We start from the raw sequence: 24,372 nt of genomic DNA, 5'->3' as shown, positions 1-24,372 counted from the left end.
GGAGCTATCCGATGCTGGAAAAGCTTTTCGGTAAACCCGTCCCCCGAAAACTGTTCACTACCGTTGTCGCAGCCGCAGCGTCACTTGTTTTGGCCGTCAATGGGTCGCAGCGGCTTGGCGCCCAGGTCGTCGTGTTCGATCCGTCGAACTACAGCCAGAATATCCTTACCGCCGCGCGGGCGCTGGATCAGATCAACAATCAGATCAAGAGCCTCGAAAACCAGGCGCAGATGCTGATCAACGGCGCCAGGAATCTGACAAACCTGCCGAGCAGCGTCGTTGGGCAACTCACCTCGCGGATCAACGAGATCAATAGCCTGATCGCGCAGGCCCAGGGCATCTCGTTTGACGTCCAGAAAACCCAAAGCGACTTTGAGCGGCTCTATCCTCGTCAATACACCGCTGCTGTCTCTTCGGATCGGATGGTACAGGACGCCACAGCTCGCTGGGACAATACCTACCAGGCATTGAAGCAAACGCTGGTGACGCAGGCCACGATCGCTTCGGCGCTCGATCAGGACGGCCAGACGCTCCGCACCCTGATGGCGAATTCTTCGGGCGCCGTCGGGTCCCTGCAAGCCCAGCAGTCCGGCAACGAACTGCTTGCACTTCAGGTCAAGCAGTCGCTGCAGGCCCAGGCACTGGTTGCGACGCAGGCCCGGGCTGAAGCCTTGCGAACTGTCGAGCAGCAGGCCTCCGCTGCGGCCGCTCGCGAGCGTTTCACTCGCTTCATCGGTGATGGTCGCGCTTACACCGGCGGACGTTAGGGGAGGGGACCATGGCTGATCTCGCGGTCATCGACCGTTTCACCGATACGTTCTCCCGCTACATCGATTCCGGCTTCGGAATTCTCGGCGGCGATGTTTCGTTTCTCAGTTCGACGCTTGTCGCGATCGATTTGACGCTTGCCGGCCTCGCGTGGAGCCTGCGGGCTGATGATCACATCCTGGTCACGCTTGCCAAGAAGGTGCTCTATGTTGGAGCCTTCGCCTTCATCATCGGCAATTTCAAGTCGCTCGCCGGCATCGTCTTCAGCTCGTTCTCAAGCATCGGGCTGAAGGCGAGCGGCGGTACGCTCAGTGCGGCGGATCTGATGCGGCCGGGCTTCGTGGCCTCCGCAGGATTCACCGCGGCCCATCCGCTGCTGGAGGAAACCAGCCAGTTTTCGGGCTTCGACATACTGACCAATCTGCCGACGATTCTGATCCTGCTGTTCTGCTGGATCGTGATCGTGCTCGCGTTTTTCATCCTCTCGGTTCAGCTATTCGTCACCCTAATCGAGTTCAAGCTGACGACGCTTGCAAGTTTTATTCTCGTACCGTTCGCGCTCTGGGGAAAGACGTCATTCCTCGCCGAAAAGACGCTCGGCAATGTGATCGCAACCGGCGTCAAGGTGATGGTGCTTGCCATCATCATCGGCATCGGATCGACCATCTTCAGTGAACTCGCCACAACGCTGACCCGGCCGGTCGATATCGTTTCTGCCATGAGCTTGCTGCTGGCCGCGCTTTCCTTGTTCGGGCTCGGCATTTTTGGCCCAGGCATCGCAGCAGGTCTGGTGTCGGGCGCGCCACAACTTGGCGCCGGCGCTGCCGCCGGCACGGTTGCGGGGGCTGCTGCGGTCGCGATCGGTGGCGGTGCGATGGCACTGGGCGGTTTGCGGATGGCGGCAGGTGGGTCGATGAGCGCCGTCCGTTCAGCGGCATCGCTTGCGGGTACACCGGCAAGGGGGGCTACCGCGGCTGCAGATTCGGCAGGGAGTGGCCCGAGTTCTCAACCGGCGGAATCTGCTGCAGCCGTTGTCGGTAACTCCGCTGTTTCAACCGGTGAGTCCTCGGGGATAGCCAGCCGATTTCGTCGCGGACAACAAATCCAGGAGGCGGCGCATGTCGCCGGTCGAACTTTGAAGGAAGGCGACAAGGGCGGGCAGGCCTCCGGCCCAAAACTGGGGGAGGACTAAAGCCATGGCGTCTCATCCATTCCATCGGCCGTCCGTTCGCTATGGCGACATGCCTGAACCGGTCACGCCCTATCAGAAGGCACAGCAGGTCTGGGACGAACGGATGGGTTCGGCCCGCGTGCAGGCCAGCAACTGGCGGCTTGCCGCTCTGGCTGCGACGGCACTTTCAACCGTGTTGGGTCTCACGCTCTCGACGGTGATCGGCCGGTCCGGCGTGGTGCCTTACGTCGTCGAGGTCGATCGCCTCGGCGAAGTGCGCGCGGTCGGTCCGGCATTTGAGGCCTACCAGCCGTCCGATGCCCAGATCGCGCACTTCCTGGCGCGCTTCGTCGAAAACGTCCGCTCGCTGTCGATCGATCCGGTCATCGTCCGAACGAACTGGCTGCATGCTTATGACTTTGTCACTGACCGCGGGGCCCAGGCGCTTAATGAGTATGCCCGCGAAGCCGACCCCTTCACCAAGATCGGCGCAAGAACCGCTACCGCCGAGGTGACCTCGGTCGTCCGGGCATCCGGCGACAGTTTCGAGATTCGCTGGAAGGAGAACACCTACGAGAACGGCGCGGTCGCAAAGTCAGAGCGCTTCACCGGCGTCGTAACAATCATCCTGAAGCCTCCAACCAACGCCGAGATACTGCGGAAAAATCCGCTCGGCCTCTACGTTCATTCCCTCAACTGGTCGCGCGACCTGATCGGAGACGCAAAATGATTTCCTTTGGCACGAAGAGCTGTGCGTCGATGAGTATCCTTGCCCTGGCGCTCTCACTTGGAGGCTGCGCCACAAAATTGAATCTTGAGGCGCCGTACGATGAAATGGCGTTTGAGAAGGCTCTTCCGGAAGCCGAGCCACCGAAGCCGATTCAGGTTGTTGAAATACCCAAGGTGCTGCCTCTACCCGGCCAACTCAAGCCTTGGCCTACCAAGGGCGGAAAGGAAGAAAAAGTTCCCCCGGAGCAGGCGATTGCTACCGCCAACAAAGCCGCACGGATCGAACCGACCCGGGCTGGTTATATCAACGCCATCCAAGTCTACCCTTGGACGGAGGGTGCGCTCTATCGGCTCTATGCCAGCCCAGAGAAGGTCTCGACCGTCGTGCTTCAGCCAGCCGAAGAGCTGATCGATGTCTCGACCGGCGACACCGTGCGCTGGGTCATTGCCGACACAATAAGCGGGCAGGGGAGCACTCGGCGGGTACATATCCTGGTCAAGCCGACGCTGCCGGATATTCAGACCAATCTCGTGGTGTTGACCGACCGGCGCACCTACCACCTCGAGCTCGTCTCCACCAAACAGACGTACATGGCCTCGATTTCCTGGACCTATCCGACTGATAGCTTGCTTGCGCTTCACAAGCAGAACCAAGCGGCGCAGGAAACCGAGGAACGCGTCGCTGATCGCGGCGTGCGGTTGGATAGCCTGAACTTCCGTTACCGCATCGAAGGGGACGATCCGCCGTGGCGGCCGCTGCGGGCCTTCGACGATGGCCACAAGGTCTTTATTCAGATGCCGTCGGGCATATCCCAAGGCGAAGCGCCGCCGCTATTCATCGCCGGCGCCGACGGCCGGCCAAACCTCGTTAATTATCGTGTACGAGGCTCCTACTACATCGTCGACCGAATGTTCGGCGCCGCCGAACTTCGCCTTGGCGAGAACCCCCAGCGGACGGTTCGGATCATCCGCACTGACGCTCACCCGATCTCGCAGATCTTCAGCACTGGAGGCGCATCGTGACTGAAGATTCCGACAAAGTTCCACCAGAGCGGCTTGAGTTGCGGGCGCGGCCGCGGCCGATCCGCCGCCTCAACAAACGCACCCTCATGATTGGCTGCGCGGTCGCCGCGCTATTCATTGCGGGAGCGACGATCGTTGCGCTCAGTCCGCCTCGGACGTTCAAACCAGGCGAACGAGCCGAGTTATACAACACCGACCGGAAGCAAACGGCGGACGGGCTCGCGAAGTTGCCCAAGTCCTACGAGAATTTGCCGCCCAAGCTAGGGCCGCCTTCGCCAGGCGACGTCGGCCGTGCCTTTGCGGAGAGTGAAAAGAAACTTGGAGCAGGGCCGGTATCCGAGACGCCATTCCAGGCAAACGCGGAACAGGATGCAGAGCGGGCGGAGCGGATCCGGCAGGCTCGTATTGCACAGCAGGCTAAGGAGTCGGGCCTCTTATTTCGTCTGTCCGACAAACAGGACCGCCGCAAACAGTCGACGCCTGCGGCCTCAACGACCGAGCAGCCCTCGGCGTTTCGCCCTGCGACCGCGGACAATGCTCCGACGACATCTGATATCCTTGCGAAGACGTCACCGGGTTTGACGGATCGCTCCAGCGAGATCATTCCATCTTCTCAGGCACGTAAGCTCGCCTTTGTCAGCGCCAAGGCCGACAAGGAAACCACGAACCCGCACTCCCTCGCAGCCGCGCCATCTCCCTATGCGATCATGGCGGGGTCGATCATTCCGGCGAGCCTGATTACCGGTTTGAATTCCGATCTGCCTGGATCGACGATCGCGCAGGTAACCGAAAACGTATACGACACGGTGACCGGCGAGCATCTTCTGGTTCCGCAGGGGACGAGGCTCTTTGGCAAATACGACAGCGTCGTTGCCTTTGGACAGAAACGTGCGCTGGTGGTCTGGACGCGCCTGATCCTGCCGAACGGCAATTCGATCGTAGTCGAGAATTTGCCAGCGACAGACGTAGCGGGTTACGCCGGTCTCGAGGATGAGGTCGATTTCCATACATGGCAGTTGCTCAAGGGAATTGGTCTTGCGACGCTTCTTGGCGTCGGGACCCAGCTTTCGCTCGGCAATGATGAAGGCGACCTGGTCAAAGCGCTGCGCGAAAGCATTCAACAAACCACCAATCGCGCAGGCCAGCGACTTGTCGAGCGTGAACTCGATGTCCAGCCGACCATCACGGTGCGGCCAGGCTGGCCGCTGCGGGTGATTGTTTCGAAGGATCTGGTGCTGAAGCCCTATCAGGACTTTCAAACTGCAACGACGACGAGATGACCCTGATGAAGCTCTCGAAGCTGCCAGATCGCACCCCGGTCAAGCTCAGCATGACATTGCCGCCCAATCTCGCAGCGCGGCTGCGCGACTACGCCAATTTTTACGCTGAGACCTACGGCACCCGCGAGGAGGTGGCGGACCTAGTGCCGTTCATGCTGGAGGCGTTTCTGGATGGCGATGCGGATTTTCGGCGAGTCAGCCGGGCAAACGGCGTGAGGGACTTGTCCGATGCCGCTCCACGGAATCCTGAGGACCGGCGCACCCGCAAAGGGCAGGACCAGGGTGAGTAGAGCCCTCGCCAGGGTAGACGAGCAATTTGGCGCCGGCGCCAGTGATGAATGCGCAAAAGTCCAACTATTCGTTTAGCTGGGGAGGCGAGGGCAGAGCCCGAGGTACCCATCATTTATGTTAGGGCCCCTTCGAGCACCTGGCCATCCCATCAATGGCCTCCCTCACAAGGTCGACCGAACTCTGAAGGCGCTGGAGTAGGATTCTTAGATCAGCAGCGCTAGCCTCCTCCATGCGCAGGTTTTCGAAGTTCAGCGCATTTCGTACTAAATTGTCGATAGGGGCGGCTCCGTGCAAGGCGGATTCCACGGAATTCGAGTAAGATACTGCGACTGCAACCTCACCATCCGGCGTGATGGTCAACGCTACCGACCCACGCAAATTCACAATCTTTTCAATAATTTCAGCAGTTACAGTTGTTGATGTAATAGCTTTGCCGTCTGGACCCATGCGGTATCCAATTCGATAGCCAGCGGCACCATTGAAATCAAGCGTCCTATCGATAGGCTCGACAAAGGGTTCGAGTGATACGGGTGGGGACATCAAGGCAAGCCTCAATTGATGGTCAATACGTTCAAGCTGCCGATGGGAAAAACCAGCTGCACGAGCGCAGGATAGCTCTTTTTATGACTCATAGTCTATGGGCTAACGTCGCGCGGTCTTCTGCTCTACCTGCATGGATCTGCGGGACCGAGTCGGATTGAATGTTCAGGAATTGCGCCGAGCCAAGAAGCTCAGCCAAGAGGAGCTGGCCTATCGGGCAAAGATTCACCAGACCTATTTGAGTGGAGTGGAAGGCGGCAAACGCAATCCATCGTTATTGGTCCTTGACCGAATAGCGAAAGCGCTCGGAACTGATGTCGAGGATTTGGTTCGTCGCAGACGTCGAGCGAGGGCCGATTAACCGTATGACTTTAGGAAGTTTCGTTTATTATCCAACGACCCCAAGCAGCTATGATTGGAGTAACGAGGAGTGCGAACCACTTCGCGCCGATACAGCCGGGCTTTCGAGGATGTTTCCCGATCGCGTTATAGGTCTCTGATCGGAAACGGATCGATTGCGTAGTTACTCCCTACCAGTCGTTTCTTTCGCTCAGCTTGAAGCACGTGACCGTCGTCGAGCAGGTACAGTAGCTCCAGAGCACCGTGCAGCCTGATACTGTGATCGAACGATGTTGTCGAGTTCAAGTAGGGAAGCGCGATGGCGTTCATGATGTTTTCGAATGATGCCAGCGCATCGTTGACGTGCTTTATCGGGACTGAGGGGAGCGGCTTTGCCTTCCCGCCCAGAGCCAGATCAAGATCCCGATGCGCGATGCGGCGGTTGCGCCAATCACGAGCGAACTTCGTGTTCGCCGTGGCCTCGTCACAGAGAAGTTTGACTTCACCCTTCAACTTCAGGTCTGGGATTAACGCCGGTAGATTGTGAAGAGTGAGGTTTTGTCGGTCTTTACCACCCGGGGATTGTGGCGGGTCGGTAACGCGCGCTATGTGCAGAACTATCGCTTCCCATATACCGTCTTGAACCATTCGGAAGAAGGCGCCCGCAGAGCGGTTCAACAACTCGATCCTGCTGGTCTTCGTCCCAAAAAGCTCGATGAACTCTTTCCAAATAATGTTCAGTTGCGCAATCTCCTGCCAGAGCTGTGTATATTGAACACCCAACGCCTTACCCATGGCCTTGATATTTTGCTCTTTGGCTTCCTCGCCTGTTTGCTCAGCCATCAGTGTCCAGCTTTCTTTGCGGAAGTATGAGCGGGAGCCATCAGTGCCTCGGTAGATAGGATCAGCTCCCGACCGTATTTTCGGGCACTCTCCTTGACGCTATTCTTGGTGACGACGAAAGCGAAGTAAGCCGCGTGAATGACCGCGACGACAAAAACCAGCGTCGTTCGTGTCGTCAGATCAATGCCCATATCAAGGGTCGTTCGATACCAAAGCAGCGCGGCGCATATCGCTACCACTATCAGGTTGAGCGCCAGTGCCACCCACTTTAAGCCAAACTGGTTGCGCCGGAAGCCGTAACCGACATTTTCGCCGAATACTAAAGGGAATTTCTTCGCGTCGCGTGTATGAGTACGCAGCCATGTCCCGCACGCCTCATAGAATGCATCGGCTACAGATTGATTTGCTGATTCTTGCCGTGACGACGGTACGGGTTGATTTATTTTCCCGGCGATGAACGTCCGGTACCGGTCCTTCGTGGAGTCCTCGATCGTCTTATCCGACCGGCGAAACATGGTTACCGACGGCTTGCCTCCCATTTCAGCGTAAATCTTCGGCTCGACATAAACACCAAGCTTGCGGGCGAAATCAGAAAGGGCGAACAGCAAGACGAGGAGCGTAGTGGTCGCGATGATGTTTGACAGATGGATGTGCTGCCAAGAAATCAGCAAGGCGAGCGCCGCCAGTGCAGGCGCCGCGCCGAGGATGGCAGGGAATAGCCGTGCCCGAATGCTGTACGCGTCGAGGAACTTGAACATGCTCACTCTTCCTGCTCGTCGGGGTAGGGCACATTTTTCATGGAGTTCCAGGCAGGTGCGGGCGAGTTCAAAGCAACGCGCATTGGTCCGTCTTCAGTTGTTCCGATAAATGCCCCGCGATGGAGCATTGCTCGAAGAACGGCGTTACGCGGGTGGGCTGTATCTTCCTTTGCCGAGCTGATCATCGCAGTAAAGGTTTCAAGGCCTGGCGGCAGAATATTGGGAAGTCGCGGCCCGAGCCATCGATCAACGATATCGGTAGACAGGTTTCTTCGTCCGCCATGGTGTGGCACTTGGAAACGGAAGATGCCGGGCAAGAACAACCCGACCGTCGGCGCGAAGTCAGCGGCTTCAGTCATTCCATCCCTGCCGGCGTCTCCAGTGAGTAGGATCCGATGCCCGGCAATGTTGGCGTACTGAACAACGCTCATTTCATTTTCGACGCTGGTGTTTTCCGAGGAAAAATTCTCGCTACCCCAACCGGACTTGATCAAGGTGACAAGCGGTTCAAGGGCGTTGAACAGGCCCGACAGGATACCCGCGGTGGCGGTCCTGATCTGCGGGGTTCGATCCGAGCTTAATATGAGCTGCCCATATCGCAGGGGCGACGGTGCAAGCACCGTGAAGGCTCCAATGGCGCGACCTTGAAATGGCTCGTCGATAGGAATCCCTCGACGGAGCGCGATTTCCTCAAGGGCTGCGATATACGGGTAGTCGTCCCGGAGTCTCTTTTGCAAATTTTCGACAGACCCGATCCGCGGGAAATGCGGCAGCAGTTCTTGCGCGTAAATCCACGGCCGAAGCATCCAGAGTTTGCCGACCTCGAAGTGTTCGAGGATGGGTGCCAAGCCTTCTGCGTGATCTTGATCTGGGTGGGTGACGACGACGTGGTTGATCAGCTTCGTGGCAAAATACTTGCCGATATGCGCGGCTAGGTCGGGCGCCGTGGCCGTATAGCCGCCGTCCACTACGTGGAGCGTCCATGTACCCCCAACCTGGTACCGGGCACAAATGCAGTCGCCGCTTTTCGACGTGTGGACAGGCAGAAAGTCGATTTCGTAAAAGTCGGCCATTCTTGGCCCCTCAATATCTAGTGCATTTTACCCCCTCGCGCTTGATATGGGGTTCCGTCGGGTTCCATGCAGCCCCTGATTCTCCTTCAATCAGGATGCCACCTTACTTCATCATTGATCTATGTTCCAGTTTTGTTCTCGCTAGGGGGTGGCCAAAATTCGCCGTTTTCCCCCCTTGGACCGTGGAGCGCTCCCACGAGGACGCCTTCACGGTGAAGGGCGCCAACGGCTTGGTGCTGGCGACTGTCCACTGCCGGGATGATCTTCAGAAATGGTCATTCGGGCACAAGCTTTCATCGGAGGAGGCCCGGAGAATCGCCAAGCAATCACGCGCATCCCTGAGTTTATGATGCAGCGGCGCGGCTTTTATTCTAGAGGGTCGGGTAATTATCGATGGAAGCCGCCTCGCCCGTATCATGTCGCGTTAGAGGACAGTTACATCCGGGCGCACTACGACGGCATCACTGCCCTGTGCAGATTGAATGGCATCCCGTTTGACCCGACAGGGGAAAAAATCCGGCTTGACGGACTGTGGTGCGTTCATGAGTTTGGACAGCTCGACGCCATGATGTTTTGGGATAGATTCCAAGGCCGATGGTTGCGAGGCGAGGAGTTCTCATATCCCGGGCGGCCGGAGAATATGCCGGTCATGAAAGAGATCGAGCGCGCCAGACCCTGGAATGAGAAACCGCCGGACCTCAGGAGGTGAATATGACCCATGCGGACCTTGGCCAGGACGCGCCCACGAACTTACGGCCAGCGGCGGGATTACCACTCGCGAATGGATTTGTTCGCCAAGCGGACAATCCAAACCCAGAGGAGTGAGCGGGTGCGGTGTTGGTCCGGTAGCGCACCCGAGGATTTAAGGGGCAGTTTGTTCGGATGGACCAAGCGACTTCCACCAATTCAGCAGCGCACCGCGCGCGATATGCTCGAATGTGTTCAGCAGCATCGGCGTCTGCTCTGCCTTCCAGCTTGCATTGCGGGAATACATAGCGTGCCCTTGCGGCGTTCTCTTGAACGCTAAAGAGAACTTCAGCCGACTGGGTATATCGGGGCGGTTCGCACATCGGCAATGGAAAAGCCGTACCACGATGCAAGCTCTTCGAGCGGTGGCCGTAGATCAACTCCATGGCCTTCCGCAAATCCTTCGGCGCAAACGAAAACTGGGCATAGGTTTCCGCCCGCGTGAGCGGCGGCGGCGGCACGAACGCCTCGATAAACCCGACGAAGCGCTTGGTTGAACGCGTGAGCTGCTTCAAAATATCGGCGACGGGACCAAGAAGTTCAGGGCTGTCACTTCCTGCAATCAGCTTCACTAATTCGGGGAAGGCTGTTTCAAGCTGTTCAACGGGCGTTGCATCCGATGACCATTCCAAAGCCGCCGTCTCAATCGCGGAAACGAGCATCAACCACGCAAGCGAGGGATCGGAATCGGCGATCCAAACCGCCTGCTGGTATTGGCGCGCCGCTTTGATAAGGGCGTTTGTCTGCTCGGCGGTGCGATTTGGAAAGTCATTCAAGGGGGCGAGGCCCGCATTTAGGTTTACCGACAGCGCCAACCGCGGAATCTGCGGCCGTCCTTCAAGCAAAAGCTGCGGATCGGGCTTGCTGCCAATTTGCATCGGCCGCCCAAACCGGTCTTGTTCACCGCGAAATTCACGGTTCACGCCTCCGGCTTTCAGCCGTATGCCGAGGAAGAGGGAGGCCAGCGCCGCCATTTCATCGAGAGAGTCGCCGCCGTGATAGTGCTCGAAATCATTCTGCATCGGCGACCGATAAGCCGGATCGGTCGCAGGCTCGTAGTGATGGGCGATGCGCATCACTACAGCGGGCCGAAGGATACGGCCGCCCTGGTTGCCTGCATGGGCGATCGTATTGATGAGAGAATAGGGGCCTAGCTCGGGTATCTCGCCTGTAATCCACGTATCCGTAAACAGCATAGCTTCTGTCGTCTCCTGGCCTGCTTTGCCTTGAAGGGCTCGCTGCCAGTTTGCGTAGGTATAACTCGCTGTCTGTGTCGAAGTGGATGGGCTCATCCTGTGAGAATGAAGCTGAACCGCACGCGATTGCAAACTTTCTATGCCGCGTCCGGCGGATTTTCGCGATTTCTCCGATTGTTTCCCACGGGGTTGCTCCTGGCTTGGGGCAGCGTGCCAGCCTTGAAAGGGTGGGATAATGGGCATGGCGATCGGCACTAGCTATTCACTTTCAATTTGCTGATGGCAGGATCTGGTACGCTGAACCTGACCTCCAATAAGTCGTCGTCTCCATCCGGTATTTTGGTGAGGCTTATTGCATCCATTGTCTGGCCGAGGCGTAGAGCCCTCTCGAAGGGATTCTGAAACCGTTCTCCCGGACGCTCGTACTCGGAAAACAACTCTTGCGATGTTATTTTGCCGGCCAGCACTTCCTGAATTTTGCGTGCTGAAATCTTGATTGTTTGCGACATAAGTCCGCCTCCGTGAGTAATGGTGCCGATAGTGCGCCCCTCGTTGGCCTCTAACCGGGCAATCCAATAGAGGGCGTCACGTGGCGTCGCTGTTGGTTGAGGAAGTGCAGCAAGGCCCTGATTGATCAAACTTAAGAGTTTGTCAGCCGGCGGCGCGTTTGATGAGCGCGGATTTGAATAAATGCGCCCGGTGATTTTCAGTTCTTTGACAATGCCCGTGAAAGCTTCGGCCCGCGTCGGCGGGAATACGAGAATGACGACGAAACTGACGGAAGAGTTCTGCCGGAAGAATTCCGCGATGACTTCGTCAACGCTAACTTGCTGCGGTTGCCGTCCCGTTTTTGCCAGCAGCGTGCATCCGCCGTCGCAAAGGAAAATGCCGAACGGATCAGTCGCACCAGATTGCTTAAGCTGGCGGGCCTTGGCCTTGAGCGTGGTGTAGACAGGGTTCCTCGTCGGCGAGTAAGCGGCAGTGTATGATGGGTAGTGACCGCCGCTATATCGTTGGCCTTCGGCATAGGTAACCGAAAATTCGACCCCGGGTTGGTTGACGGTAATTGTCGCCGTCGCGAGCTTTTCCTCGGCGATGCGCCGGAACTCCGGTCCAACGTGTGTTTCCAGAAACCGGTCGAGGTCGGCTATTCGTGGCAATTTCAACTGCATCTTGCGATCGCGGTCGTTGCGGCCTGCGGAATCTCCCTTGATGTTGTAGTTCAATACCCCCGGCAGCCGACACTTCCTCTTAAGTCGGTGCAGACTCTGCGAAAAGCGCATGACCGGGTTTTCTGCTTCGAGACCCGCATCCGAGATCGTCGCAACGTCCGCAACGAAGCGAATTGGCCCATCTTGCCCTTCCACGAATGCTATGTCCGGCCGGCGCGTTCCCCGCTGCGACTCAGCTTCATATGTGACTTGACCGACACGGCTAAGCGCAAACAGAAGCGCCAGTTCCCATTCATAGCCAAGAGCCGACGCATCCTGGCGGTTTAATTCGTGCACGAGCTTTTGGCGCGCCTCGAAAGACAGCTTGCCTTCGAGGTCGATCAGGAAGCGTTGCAATGAACGGCGCGCAAACATCGCCATGCCGGATCGCCTTATGCGAGGATGCTCTGGAAAAGACCGAATCAGGCCCAATCGTTCTAGTATAGGGAATGAAACGAGACCGCCGGGGACTATGTAATCTGCTTGTAAGTGCTGCCCTGACGGGGATTTTATAGGCTCTGTGCGAAGATCGACGAGGTTGCCGATGAACATCATCCATTGCTTGGCTATCGCCTTTGCCTTTGCGGGTTTAGGCACTGCAATCGCGGCTGCCATTTATTGGCTGAGGGCAAGCCGCGTCCCGATCCAGACCCCTGCGGCCTCGATTTCTGACGTACCCGAGTTGCACATCATGAGCGGGCATGTCGCGTTCTACGAATCCTCGCGACTGAACAGCACCGCCGCCGTGCTGACAGGTGTCGCCGCAGTTCTCAGCGCCATCGGTTCGGTGCTGGGCGTTGTCTAAACCATTGCTTTCATAACTATGGTCGAAATGTCGAATACTACGGTAAAATTATTATCGACAATATCGGATGAAGGCTTTTTCGAGCGCCTCGCGACCGCGATTCTACGTGAAGCGGAGCCGCGCTATTCGGCACTTGTTCATCCCGGCGTGAATGCTGATGGCAAGACGGTCAAATCTCCCCTCGACGGGATCACGTTTGTTCCAGGCGCAAATCCTGCCCACCTCATTGCGGTGCACCACACTACGACCAAAGCTTCGGACCTGAAATCAAAATGGTTGCACGACCCCGCAACAGTCACTCCGCGAAAAGGCCGCCGCCCAACAGAGCCAGCGGGTGACCTTGTGAAAACGGCGAGCATCGTTGGCGATCAACGCAGCCGCTCACCTGAGCTTGAGGCGACGTTAGTATTGACGACCAATCAAGAACCCTCGATCGAAACCGTACAAGACCTGAACGACGCAGCGCAAAAGTACGCGATCACCGTCGATCTTTGGCATCGGTCACGACTTGCGCACTTTTTGGACAAACCAGAAGGGCAATGGATACGTCACACCTATCTGGGCATTGAGCCCGAATATATTTCCCGCGAACTATTAGCGAAGCTATCCCGCGACAGTGCACATAGCTCTAAGCCGATAGACGATCATAGTAATGCGTGGATTGATCGATCGCTCGACCGGGTCCTGGAGGCGGCGCCAAATGACATCGTATTCGTTGTTGCGGAATCGGGGTTCGGAAAATCCGTTGCTTGCTACAGAAAATTGCTTAAGCACATTGGTCAAGGCGGGTTCGGTATCATTCTTCCTCATGAGGTATTGGAGACTTCACTCAACATTGACCACGCAATTGATGCCGCGCTCCGCCAGCTTCATCCCCAACTGGTACCGAATGCTGCCAACGAAGCTCGCTTGTCCTGTGACAGCACCCATCCGTTTCTTATCGTTGTAGAAGATATCAACCGCTCTGGACGCGGTGCCCAACTCTCGGAAAAGCTTGCGACCTGGAGCAGGCCGGACAACCACGGAAAGAATGATCAGGCCGACACGTCCCGCACGTGGCAACTTCTTTGTCCGCTCTGGCCGGAGGTAATGCTTTCACTGAATGACCAGGCGCGCAAACGGGTTGAGGCGCTCTCGGTATCGTGTGCGCCGCTGACAACCGAGGAAGCCCGGCATGCCGTGCAACGTCGCGCCGCGATTGCAGGCCGAATTCTGACCGATATCGACGCAAACGCAATCGCAGATGCGCTCGGACACGATCCGTTACTCATTGCGCTGCATGATCTGAGTAAAACACCCGATGCATATAAGGTTGTTGATGAATTTATAGTGGCCAGCCTGTCACGTGCCGCCTCCAAGCATCCGGAATTTACCGCGCCTGACTATCACGCGACCTTATCAGCATTATCCCAGCAAATGCTTGCGAGGCGGCAATTGGAGCCCGCTTGGAGCGATATTGTCACTTGGTTCGGCCTGACCGGGGGAATAACGAACATTATTCGCAGACTGCTGGAACACGGAGAGATTGTTCGCCTTGCCGCGGGAGCAGCTAACGCCCGATTGCGTTTTCGGCACGACCGGGTGAGGGAGTCGCTGTTGAGTTCTGCGGTTGCCGAAATGATGACCGCTCGTACGCTCGACGGTTCCATTTTAGCCGATCCCTTCTTTGCCGAGGTTATCGGCGGCGCGCTAGCCGACCAAGCGAGTGACGCAGCATCTATCGAAGCGGCGCGCGATACCAATCCGCTCGCGCTGTTCTACGCACTGCGGCGGCTTGGAAAGCCAAATGCACCCAACTACCACCCTGTCATGCAGGCAATCAACACGTGGCTCGACCGACAGGGTAGCTACGGAGCGGCCACGAAGCATCTAATGTGGCACGCGGCTGGGGTATTAGCGCAGACAGACTCTCCCGACGTCGTGGCGCTGGCGAAACGCCTTCCTGTTCGGGGCACCACCACGCAATTTGCGCGCTTGCGCAACGGGGATGTTGGGGGAGGCATTGAACTCTGCCAGACGATCGATTTCGGTTCACTTGCTCCTTGGCGTGATAGTCAAATCGAACACGCGAAGATGCGGTGCGGAAAGAATCTTACGTCTAGACTTTCCGAGATTTTGCAACAGTCCGGCATCGGCGAGGGGGTGCGGTCTGGAGCGCTTAGGTTGGCAGGCCATCTTGCCGACCCGAGCCTATACGAAGCCATTGCGGTAAGTTGGAATATTGACCCTGAGCGGGCCGACCACCTTCAGGACTATCTGTGGGCTGGCGCCGAGTGCTGTTCCGACGATCCCGCAAGAGTGCTGGGCCCGGTTTGCGATGCGTGGGCGGCGTTACCCGATAAACCGGAGAAGGAACATCACTCATCGCCCCGCGATAGTTTGGCGGCCTTTGGTGTTCGGTACGCGTTTCGCCAGACACCGCCAGTTCGCGCGATCAAATACCTGATTGAGCGCGTGAACCAATCGGAATTGAATTGGCCGATCACCTATCTCTTGCATGAAATAGACAACCCAGATGCAGTCGAATTCATTGCACGTCAACTTGGAGATACAGCACGGAGGCTGCAAGAAACCGGAGGTTTCTCGCCGTTCGCCATGACAGCCGTAGACCGGTGGGATCCTGATCGGCAGCGGGGTCCCGGCCCGATGTCCGCTCCGTCAAAATCACGGCTTCTAGGCTTGTGGACCGAGCCAGAGTGTGACGCGTTTCTTCGTGAACAGGCGTTTCGCCTGTGGTCAGCGTCGGCAGCGGAGGGGGATCTGGAGATTCTCCGCCAAATTGATGCAACCGACGGCTTGTTCGACGCCGCATTGTACCAGCGTCTGAAACGTGGCGATCACCAAGCCATTCCAAGCCTGTTGGATAAACTTAAAACGGAACGGGAATCGTTCTGGTGGCAAGCAGGCCGATACCTATGGTCAGACGCCATGACGGCGGCGCTCGACGCCTCATTTCAGCGCCGGGCAGAAACGGCTGAGCGTAGTTGGGACGCAAAAGAACGAGACGGCGACTGGATCTCCTCCGAGAATCTTCTTCGCCTGCCAAGCGATGTCGCGGAGAAGCTCCTGCTGAAGCATTGGGAACATTTTCGCTATGTTCCAAATTTCGTTCAAGCGGCGCTGTTTGTCGCGACCCCAGAGCTTCGGTCCCTCGTGGCAGCAACGATGGCGGAATGCCCCGATCCAAAGGCCCTCATGCAATTCATCGACACTCATTACAATATAAAGAGGGGAGGCGGTTCTGGCGTGACGCGCCTCGTGCAAGTCGAGGCGCTTGTCCCGTATCTTGATCTCTTAGGTGATCTAGCGATCGATCACTTTTGGAGACGTTGCAACGAACGGGGTTGGTTCGAGTTCCGGCGACAGCACTTGGATTCCCGGCTATCTCACCCACGCTACACAGAACTTCTTGGCGAAGAAAACACATTCAAGGCGCTCGATGAATTTGCCGAGAAGGACAGAATACATTGGGTCGACCATTATCTCGAACGCCTCTTAACCACGGGAGTAACGCTCGACGACGTTGTCCAGGAAATTTACAGGTGGTTCAATTCAAGGGGGACTATTGACGCGCTTCGCATAATGTCTGTTGTCTTGATTGAGATCGGGCGCAGGAGCGATCTTGCCGCCTTGGATAACGTTCACGTCGAGCCACACGAGATCGCGGCTCAGATCAAGGCCGATACCGTGTTTGCGGTAATGCGCCGCACACTTCACTAAACGCCGCGGCCCTAGCGCAACCGGCGCACGCGTTCCTGCAACGCGAGCGCCCGTGGCAACTGGCGCGCTACGGCATGCGCAGTAAGATCGACGAGGGCCTGCCGGGCGGCTGAATTCCTCGTCAGTTCGTCGGCATCTTCCAAGACGGCTGCTTCCAATAATCCCATGAACGCACTGGAGATGGAATCCCGGTACCACTTGCCGGTTTCGGGCGTAGCGCACATGACAGCCGCGATCCATTGAAGGCCATCCATACGCAGCACACGCCCTGCATCGCTGCTCAAGAAGCCGCAGAACCCAGCCATGTTATCTTGATTGGAAGGCAGGCGTGTTTCGGCCCAGCTCTTGTAAAGGTCTCGCATGCCACCAATCAAGGTTACATGACCGGGAACGCGCGTGATAAAACCACTGGCACCAAAGCCAAGAACCTCGCGTTCCAGCCGTTGAGCGTAGTACCACTTGCCTTCCGCCGCCCATTGTTTGTTATTGAGCGTGTACGCGATCATTGGCCGCCAACGTTTCGAGAATTCAGCGACATCGGTTGGCTCTTTAATTAGCGTGAACCATTCCGTGAGAAACACTCCAATGGCTTGATAGCCCCTTGGCCCAATCGCAAAGACCTGTTCCCAAATCGCGTTGGCCTTGGCGGCCGGCGAAAGCAGCGCGAGGCGTGCCAACGCACACACGATCGGGTAGCCAAATTGGCCTCTCCATTTGAAATCGTCGTCATTGTCATCAGTGCTTCCGCGTAAACACCAAACTTCGTGGGACCAGAACGCACCCAAAAGGGCTGCCTGTTCGGTAGGGTCGGGTAGGCCGGCACCCTCCACAAACAGCCATCCAAAGGCTTTCTGCAGAAAATGTGTGTCCAGACCACCCGACATTCGCCGATCTGGTTTGATCTCCTCTCTGCGGCCATCCCGGGCATATCGCTGCTGCCATCGCCGCCGTTCAAAGTTCTCAACGCGCTTTGCTACGCTGAGCGGATCAATGTTGCTCATTGTCGCCGAAATGCCCGAAATTCGCCGTGTTCGAAGCCACCGCAACCAGCGCTGCCAGCGAGGCTCGATATCGTCTCCGTCGCCAAATCTGGGGACCAGGATGGACAAGCCTGAGCGCAGCAACGCCAAGGAGAGGAGCCGCCACCAAGCGTTCCTGAGTGCATCCCTGCTGCGATAGGCTAGGCTAAATAAGACGGTAACGGCGACATCGTCGCCGCTAGTCATAATCCGCATGACGGCTTCGTCGGTTTCTTTGGACGGTGTGGCGATCCAGTTCTCAGCCACGACGTGTGCCGCGAATTCCATTTCTGGATCACCGCGAATTGAGCGTGAGCGAACGTCCTGGAAATCCGCGCCGATGCCGTCCACTACGGCATTTATGATTGCGTGCGCGCGTTGTGCGACATTGGGATGCTCGGCAAGCCATTCGGGTGTTTTAAGGAGCAACGTCGCTGCCGCCGCGACGCGTGCGACTTTCTTGAAATCGTCCGTCAGCTTTATGTCAACGTCGCTACTTGCGACGTCCATCATCTCTGCGAGGTATGGCCCCGAGTTTGATGTCAACGCCTTCGCGCTGTTGAGGGCCGACCGGCACTTATACGGCAGCTCATTGATCTGCCGAGCCAAGCTAACTCCTTGGTCGAACGCCTGAGCGGCTCCCATCACATCGGCCGGGTACTGAAACTCCTCCTTGTGTTGACCAGAGACTGGGTCAGGCACACGCACATAATTTCGATGGTCAAGCTCGGCCACTAACATACGAAACTCGACGGCCTCCTTTTCCAGCGTGGGCGCTTTCCATTTGGCGGTCGCGGCTAGTAAATACTGGGCGACACCGTCGTCCTGCGTGACGATGCTGGCCACAATTTGCTGAAGTTTTGCTTTCCGATATGGCGCCAAGACCCAATCCCGGCCCATCTGGAAGATAAGTTCACCGCTTCGGGCCCAGCTCGACAAATCCACGCCCATTGCCGCATTATCGACGCGGTAATGGTCCCAGAAGTAGAGCCCGTCGTCGCCAAGAAGTGGCTTCAAAGTACCTTTGAACAGGTCGGGCTTGTATTTTCCGACGTTGATAAGCACCCCTACCACTGCGACCGAGTGGGATGTGCGCAGGAGATCGTCGAGATAGGGTGCAATATCGACGCCTTGATCGATCAAATTGCACAACCATTTTTCCAGCGCCGCAAGGGCAGAGAATAGCTGGCCGTTACGGTTGGAATTCTCCTGCGACCACGAAAACACTCCGCCATCACCGGTAAATTCCCGCACCGTGCCGTCAGCCATCGTGAACGAGATTTTTGTCGGAGAGCCGCCTTGGCGGGCCACCTCATGCGCCCATCGTTCGGTGCAGAAATTGACAAGCTGGTTTAGGCCACCCAATGCGGCGACTGGATTGATTTGCAGGAACGCGAAAAAGGGGCTTTTCCAATAGACCGTCGGGTAACTGCCATGCTCGTACTCGATGCCGAGGTCGTCGTCGATGCGGATGCTGCTGCGGTATTCCTCCTCCGGTGAATCTTCAACGATTGCTGCGACAAGAATTTCAGACGCCGCCGCAGGCCGCGCGCGCATCAACACCTGAAATAGTGGTGAGCCCAGAACGGTTTCACGGAAGCGCTTCTCCACGCTGCGCTGCGGGCCAAGTGGCCAAGGCGGCAGCTTCCTCGCTGATGGAAAGGCTGGAGAGAACGACCTCTTTCGTTCTTCACGTTCTGCCCGGTATTTAGGATCCGTTTCCAGTTTCTTGCGGTGCTCTTCCGCTTCCTGCCTTTTGAATTCGCGAATCCTTGCGACGACGTCGGCACCAAACGAGCGCCGTTGGATCATTTCGAGCGCCCATTGCGCTACATCATCGGGAAGGTCGGCAGCGCTGGCGAAGGCGGCGCAGTAGATCGCCTTTTCGGGGTCGCGGTACCAGACAATCGTCACTTCATTGGCGTATTGAAGCTCCCGGGCCGACGCCAGGGCAATCTCCGCAAATTCCTTGCGGAAGGGCATCCCAACAGGCGTCGTAGTAAGCCAGCGTTCGCACACGGCGGCCACAACGGGGGACGTCAGCGCAACGATGCGATCGCGGTGTTGCGTTAGGAAATTCGCAATCGCCGGCCAACGCGGATAGATCGGCGTGCGATACTGTGCTTCGAGGTAGAGGCTGATATCCAAGCCGCCAACAGGCAAACTCGGCTGATTGCCCGGCACCGATGCTACATGCTCGAAACGGCGCAGCAGGCGCGTGAGCCGCTTGGCTCCGTTCGCGAACAGCATGTCTGCGCGTTCATTCAAGAACGCCTCGGCATTCGGGTCTAGAAAGAGCGCATCCAGTAAGACATCGGCGGCTAGCGGCATGGTATCGTGCAGTTGCTCGGCTTCCTCGAACGCGGCGTCCCATTGCGTGCGCGTGCCGTTGGGTTGCCGCAGCAAATACTGGCCCAGCATTCGCAATGCATTATTCCATAGGGGATTGCCAGCAAGGGCAGCCCAAGCCTTTACATCATCGCTATCCTGTTTGAGGCGTTGGAACCGCGCCCAGTCGGCGGCTAGGTCATGCTCAAACTGAAAGCGGTTGTTGCTACCACTTCTTAGAGGGCATGCTTTCGGAAGGGCGTTGAGTTCCGTGACTTCGCCGCTGTCAAAGCTTGTCAGCGCAAAACTATGCTCGAATGATGCTTCACGTTCACCGAGCTTCATGAGCAGCCGTTGCAGCGAGGGTCTGTTCCCAGTCCAATAAGGCCATAGCCGGTCCGCGATGGTGGTCAGTGACAATTGTTGCGCGCCGCTTGTCGCTTGGAACAGTGCGGCACCGTCTATCACCCATGCGAGCGCCTTTAGATTTCGTAATGCTTCGACCGCGTCATCCTGGGCCGCCAGCCACCGCAGTCCCTCCGTTGCCCAAAGCACTTCGGAAACTTCCTTTGCTTCGAGGCGCGGAATCTCGACGGTGGGTGGTGGGGCTGAGCCGGCCAATTGTTGCAAGGTGCCACGCACGCCGGCGTCGGATTGCCCGACAATCAAAACGCGACAGCCGATCGTTGAAAAATTGGCGGCGAGGGCTGCGATAAGGCCTTTCGTTTTCACCATGCACCCGTCGGTAAGGCGCTCGGCGGCATCAATAACCAAGATCGTTTCTGGTTTCGCGCTCGACCGGAGCACGTCAAGCAAAGGCGCCATAAGGCCCAGCGTAGACCGCGTCGCCTCGTTCAAGGCAGTTTCAAGCTGTTCAGGTCCGAACCATACTTGGGTTGCATTTGGGAATTCTGAATCCAACACCATCCGGACGAGGGCCGATTTGCCGGTGCCGGATTCACCGTACACGACGCAGACCGGCTCATTCGCCATGGCCTTTTTCAATCGGTCGGCGTCAGATTCACGCGTGAGGGCATAGTTTGACGGTAGGGTCGTTTGAATTTCGGCCCGGTAGTCGGCAGTGATCGCGCGAAGGCGACGCCATGCTGCCGCGAAGTCGGGATGATCCTTTAACGCATATCGCGTACGTAGCCCTTGCCAAAGCGTTTCCACGCCCAGCGTGCTGGGTGAGAGCCTGACTTTTTCAGCCTGCCCAACGAGATCAATCCAAAGTGCACGGGCTTCGGCAAGGCTGCTACTCACAAGCAGGGATCGGCACGCGTTTTCGGCAAGCTGTTGGAGTTGCCCGCCCGCGATATCAAAATCAAGTGGCATGACCTCGATGTGCCGGATCAACGCCAGTACTTCAGCATCGCGTACCGTGAGGCCAGCCGCGGTCGCGGGGGTCTTCACGCTATCGAAGATGCGGCGATATTTGGCGGTTGCTTGGATGCGCGCAAGTCCGAGCGCCGGGTCAGCATCCGCTGCGGCCGACTTGATTTCAGACCACGTCGCTTGAAACGGATTATGCCGTTGCCGTGTTGCCAGCATCAGGCAGTCCGCATCCCGCCTCATCGGATGTTGGCCCTTGGGGTCCCACTGCTTCCACGCGCGCTCGACAAAATCGGCGGGGAGGCCGTTGGCGGAAACCTGCTCGTTGCTCTTGCATGAAATCGAGAGGTGGCGTGCGTCGCCCGGGCCCGCATCGGTGGTGAAGAGCACGTCGTCGTGCTGCCAGCCGAGCGCATTTACCTGCATCTGCAAACGGGTGACAGTGCCTGTGACGCCTGGCAGTTCCTGCCCGCTTAGCGCCTGCAACAGCAGCCACGCGGCCACCTGGTCTTCGAAACGAAATCCCGGCCCCGCCGTCGACCGTGTGGTCGCTGCCGTTGCCTTTTTCTTCTTTTTTGCTGCTTTTGCTTTCTTTTGCTTCTTCTTTGCCACTTCAATACCCGGCGCGAGATTCTGATAGCGAACCACGCACGACATTTTGCTCCGCCACGACCACAAGTGGAAGCGGCAATAAACTCGATCAACAGGTAGGGGCATCCTGCCGTTTGGCAGCGGCAGAACCGGCTAAATCACACACCCAATTGCAGCTTGTCGCTTTAGCCCGCCATGCGACGCAATTTGCCGTCTTCGCCAATTTCGAGCGGTGTCCGCCATACCCGGGCCAGGTAGTCGTCGGCTGGAGCCAGGAGCGACGCGTCACAGTGGTCTTCCGGCTTGAGGGTGGTTGCAAACATGCAGACCGGTGATGAAATCGGTTTTGCCGCATCGTTGAACTCGATCTGTACCCTCACTTCCAGAATGCCGTGCCGGTTGGCGCATCCGGCAAGCAATTGAGCGCTTGTGCCGTCCTCAAGCGCAATGGCCGTGCCGTGCATGCGGATCAATGCGTAGAGAGAAACAAGATCCCGCGCCGCCTGAAGGGCGGGCCGGTCCGCTTGTGAGACGATTTTGTTGAGCGTCAGCACATCGCAGAAATCCTTGACGACTTCATCGTCGGTGAAGGCCGGCTTCCACATAACCCGGTTGGCAAGATAAAGGAGCACCCGTAGCTCCTCGTCATCAATTGGCCCGCCGCTTTCGAAGCGGGGCAGAGCGCGGTCGAGAATTTTCCTTACAGCGGGCCGCTTGAGACCGCACCCATCCTTAAGCTGCTGGTCGAAAGCAAGACGGAAATTGGCCCGCGCTGCCTGGGCAAGTTGGGGGTAGGTCGGCTTCTTGTCTCGAAATCCTAGGCTCCAGACGCTGACGCTCGTTATGATGTCGCGGGCGACCTGCGTCACGGGTCCTCTATCGCGCTCGCCGCGATGCGCTACGAAATCGCCAATCTCGCGGAAGCTTGCGCGGCCGTACGTTCGCTCCCGAAGGTCGAGATAGAAGCGGTCAAGGTCGTCCACCCGGTGTTTCCCACCGAGAAAACGTTTGGCGCGCAGGCGAAGGTCGTCATCGATCATGTGTTCCACTATAGCGCGTACCAGAAGAATTGACTAAAATGGATGCTTTCCCTTCTTGTTTGGTGCCTACCTATGGCTGATGTCATTTCCTTTGAAAACGCCCTAAAGGGATCGGGCGAAAAGCCCCGGTCGCTGCTCGTGGCCAATGGGTTCTCGATCAAGTATTTTCATTATGGCACCCTGTTGGATAATTCGGGGCTTCAGAACACGGACTCGCTGCGGCGCCTGTTTGACGAGATCAAGACCAAAGACTTCGAGCGTGTCCTGCGCATTCTGAAGGACGCCGCCTCTGTGTGCCGCGCCTATGAATGGAAGGAACAGACCGGCCTGCTTGCAGCCGATATCCCCAAGCTGCGAGATGCGCTCGTCACTGCAATCCGAAAAACACACCCTCCGCATCGCGACGCCATAGCGGCCATCATTCCACCGTGCGTCGAGTTTCTTGAGAAGTTTGAGCGCATCTTCACCTTGAACTATGACCTCCTGCTAAACTGGGTCACGCTCGAAAATGGCACCTTCAGCGATGGCTTTGGCCTGGGAAAGAAGAGTAACGGGTTTATCGCGCCATTCACAACAGGTGCCAAATGCTCAGTCTTCAATCTTCACGGCGGGCTTCATCTGTTCCGCGGTTCCGGCGACACATTGGAGAAACGCATTGACGAAGGTAACGGCGTGATCGACGCCATTTCTTCCACAATCAAGAAGGGGGAGCGCTTACCCCTATATGTCGCTGAGGGTACCTCAGAAGCCAAGCTCTTCAGGATACGGAACAATGCGTACCTTCAACATTGTTATGAACACTTCGAGGCTAACACGAACACACTCTTCGTATATGGCCATTCAGCCGACGACAACGACGCCCATATCCTCAACGCCATATTCAAATCGCGCATCGAACGGGTCTATTTTTCGGTCTACCCGCCAAGCAACGACACCAATGCCATTGATGGCCAACTTGCCAAATACAAGGCGCGTAACGGATCAAAAGTAGAGTATGCGCTATTTGACGCGAGGACGGCCTCGGTTTGGGGAGCCGCTTAGCGTGCACCGGTCGCTCGACTAGAACATTGGATAACGGCCCGAGGCACAAATGACGATTACGAATAACTTTCAGCGCGTTGGCGTAGCCAGCAACACGGAGGCGGGGCGCGAATTCGAGGATGCCGCCCATATCTTTTTCGATAAAGCGGGCATCAAGCTCACGCGCGGATTTACAGCACCGGTCGGATTCAAGGTAAAGAAAAACAAGCTATTCGATCTCGGCAGTGATCAACCGCCCATCCTCGTGGAATGCAAATCATACACCTGGACCTCGGGTGGAAATTCACCGAGCGCCAAAATCCGGGGCATGAACGAAGCCATGCTGGTATTCAGCGTTGCGCCTCCCGAGTATCGAAAAATACTCTTTCTGCTGAAGCACGCGCATCAGCGTTCAGGCGTAACGCTTGCATCGCACTATATTAAGAATCAAGGGCATCTCATTGGCCCCGACGTCGAGATATGGGAGTTCGATCTGGACGCCAAACAGGGGCAGAGAGTGTTTTAGGATCGTCATTGGCGCATGGGGG

At 57.3% G+C, this 24,372-nt stretch carries 18 protein-coding genes; 11 read left to right on the top strand and 7 right to left on the bottom strand.

Going from position 1 to position 24,372, the window contains the following annotated elements; all coding sequences use genetic code 11:
- The first annotated feature begins 11 nt into the window (after nt 1-11).
- The 7 genes from trbJ (at nt 12) to V1283_RS27875 (ending at nt 6,163) form a co-directional block, all read left to right on the top strand.
- Nucleotides 12-767: a P-type conjugative transfer protein TrbJ gene (gene trbJ / locus V1283_RS27905; protein ID WP_334389796.1), complete on the top strand. Its 756-nt coding sequence runs from the start codon at nt 12-14 to the stop codon at nt 765-767.
- A gap of 11 nt (nt 768-778) precedes the next feature.
- A complete protein-coding gene (trbL, locus tag V1283_RS27900) occupies nt 779-1,960 on the top strand; it encodes a P-type conjugative transfer protein TrbL (protein ID WP_334389794.1) in 1,182 nt (393 codons plus the stop codon).
- Nucleotides 1,961-1,964: 4 nt separating this feature from the next.
- Nucleotides 1,965-2,669 (top strand): conjugal transfer protein TrbF, encoded by a 705-nt coding sequence (gene trbF, locus V1283_RS27895; RefSeq protein WP_334389793.1) that lies wholly within the window; start codon nt 1,965-1,967, stop codon nt 2,667-2,669.
- A complete protein-coding gene (gene trbG, locus V1283_RS27890) occupies nt 2,666-3,691 on the top strand; it encodes a P-type conjugative transfer protein TrbG (protein WP_334389792.1) in 1,026 nt (341 codons plus the stop codon). Before trbF ends, trbG begins: the two co-directional genes overlap by 4 nt.
- Nucleotides 3,688-4,971 carry a TrbI/VirB10 family protein gene (locus tag V1283_RS27885; RefSeq protein ID WP_334389790.1) on the top strand — a complete coding sequence of 428 codons (1,284 nt, stop codon included), beginning with the start codon at nt 3,688-3,690 and terminating at the stop codon, nt 4,969-4,971. Before trbG ends, V1283_RS27885 begins: the two co-directional genes overlap by 4 nt.
- On the top strand, nt 4,968-5,261 hold the full coding sequence (locus tag V1283_RS27880; RefSeq protein WP_334389789.1) for a DUF2274 domain-containing protein: 294 nt from the start codon (nt 4,968-4,970) through the stop codon (nt 5,259-5,261). The genes V1283_RS27885 and V1283_RS27880 overlap by 4 nt, the downstream gene beginning before the upstream one ends.
- A gap of 674 nt (nt 5,262-5,935) precedes the next feature.
- On the top strand, nt 5,936-6,163 hold the full coding sequence (locus V1283_RS27875; protein WP_108519123.1) for a helix-turn-helix domain-containing protein: 228 nt from the start codon (nt 5,936-5,938) through the stop codon (nt 6,161-6,163).
- 125 nt (nt 6,164-6,288) lie between these two features.
- Here the strand turns inward: V1283_RS27875 and V1283_RS27870 are convergent, their stop codons facing one another.
- The 5 genes from V1283_RS27870 to V1283_RS27850 all read right to left on the bottom strand — a co-directional run bounded on the left by V1283_RS27870 (nt 6,289) and on the right by V1283_RS27850 (nt 12,350).
- Nucleotides 6,289-6,984, bottom strand: a complete 696-nt coding sequence (locus tag V1283_RS27870; protein ID WP_334389788.1) for an AbiU2 domain-containing protein — start codon at nt 6,982-6,984, stop codon at nt 6,289-6,291.
- Nucleotides 6,984-7,742: a hypothetical protein gene (locus tag V1283_RS27865; RefSeq protein ID WP_334389787.1), complete on the bottom strand. Its 759-nt coding sequence runs from the start codon at nt 7,740-7,742 to the stop codon at nt 6,984-6,986. Before V1283_RS27865 ends, V1283_RS27870 begins: the two co-directional genes overlap by 1 nt.
- A gap of 2 nt (nt 7,743-7,744) precedes the next feature.
- The gene (locus V1283_RS27860; protein WP_334389786.1) at nt 7,745-8,815 is read right to left on the bottom strand and encodes a competence protein ComEC; all 1,071 of its coding nucleotides are present in this window, start codon (nt 8,813-8,815) and stop codon (nt 7,745-7,747) included.
- Nucleotides 8,816-9,513: 698 nt separating this feature from the next.
- Complete coding sequence (locus tag V1283_RS27855; RefSeq protein WP_334389784.1) at nt 9,514-10,758, bottom strand: hypothetical protein; 1,245 nt, start codon at nt 10,756-10,758, stop codon at nt 9,514-9,516.
- Nucleotides 10,759-11,012: 254 nt separating this feature from the next.
- On the bottom strand, nt 11,013-12,350 hold the full coding sequence (locus V1283_RS27850; RefSeq protein WP_334389782.1) for a hypothetical protein: 1,338 nt from the start codon (nt 12,348-12,350) through the stop codon (nt 11,013-11,015).
- 163 nt (nt 12,351-12,513) lie between these two features.
- Here V1283_RS27850 and V1283_RS27845 point away from each other — a divergent pair, with 163 nt between their 5' ends.
- Both V1283_RS27845 and V1283_RS27840 read left to right on the top strand, forming a co-directional pair.
- The gene (locus tag V1283_RS27845) at nt 12,514-12,774 is read left to right on the top strand and encodes a hypothetical protein (protein ID WP_334389780.1); all 261 of its coding nucleotides are present in this window, start codon (nt 12,514-12,516) and stop codon (nt 12,772-12,774) included.
- 27 nt (nt 12,775-12,801) lie between these two features.
- Entirely contained in the window at nt 12,802-16,494 is a 3,693-nt protein-coding gene (locus V1283_RS27840) for a hypothetical protein (protein WP_334389779.1), read from the top strand.
- Between the two features lie 11 nt (nt 16,495-16,505).
- Here the strand turns inward: V1283_RS27840 and V1283_RS27835 are convergent, their stop codons facing one another.
- Together V1283_RS27835 and V1283_RS27830 are read right to left on the bottom strand one after the other, a co-directional pair.
- A complete protein-coding gene (locus V1283_RS27835) occupies nt 16,506-21,830 on the bottom strand; it encodes an ATP-binding protein (RefSeq protein ID WP_334389777.1) in 5,325 nt (1,774 codons plus the stop codon).
- Between the two features lie 119 nt (nt 21,831-21,949).
- Nucleotides 21,950-22,804 (bottom strand): hypothetical protein, encoded by an 855-nt coding sequence (locus V1283_RS27830; RefSeq protein ID WP_334389776.1) that lies wholly within the window; start codon nt 22,802-22,804, stop codon nt 21,950-21,952.
- Nucleotides 22,805-22,876: 72 nt separating this feature from the next.
- On the opposite strand from V1283_RS27830, the gene V1283_RS27825 reads away from it, so the two are divergent.
- Together V1283_RS27825 and V1283_RS27820 are read left to right on the top strand one after the other, a co-directional pair.
- Nucleotides 22,877-23,845 (top strand): DUF4917 family protein, encoded by a 969-nt coding sequence (locus V1283_RS27825; protein WP_334389774.1) that lies wholly within the window; start codon nt 22,877-22,879, stop codon nt 23,843-23,845.
- 49 nt (nt 23,846-23,894) lie between these two features.
- Nucleotides 23,895-24,350, top strand: a complete 456-nt coding sequence (locus tag V1283_RS27820; protein WP_334389773.1) for a hypothetical protein — start codon at nt 23,895-23,897, stop codon at nt 24,348-24,350.
- Nucleotides 24,351-24,372 lie beyond the last annotated feature (22 nt).

It is taken from the genome of Bradyrhizobium sp. AZCC 2262 (genome assembly GCF_036924535.1).
In the GTDB taxonomy this organism is placed as follows: domain Bacteria; phylum Pseudomonadota; class Alphaproteobacteria; order Rhizobiales; family Xanthobacteraceae; genus Bradyrhizobium.
This window is presented reverse-complemented; position numbering and strand designations above follow the sequence as displayed.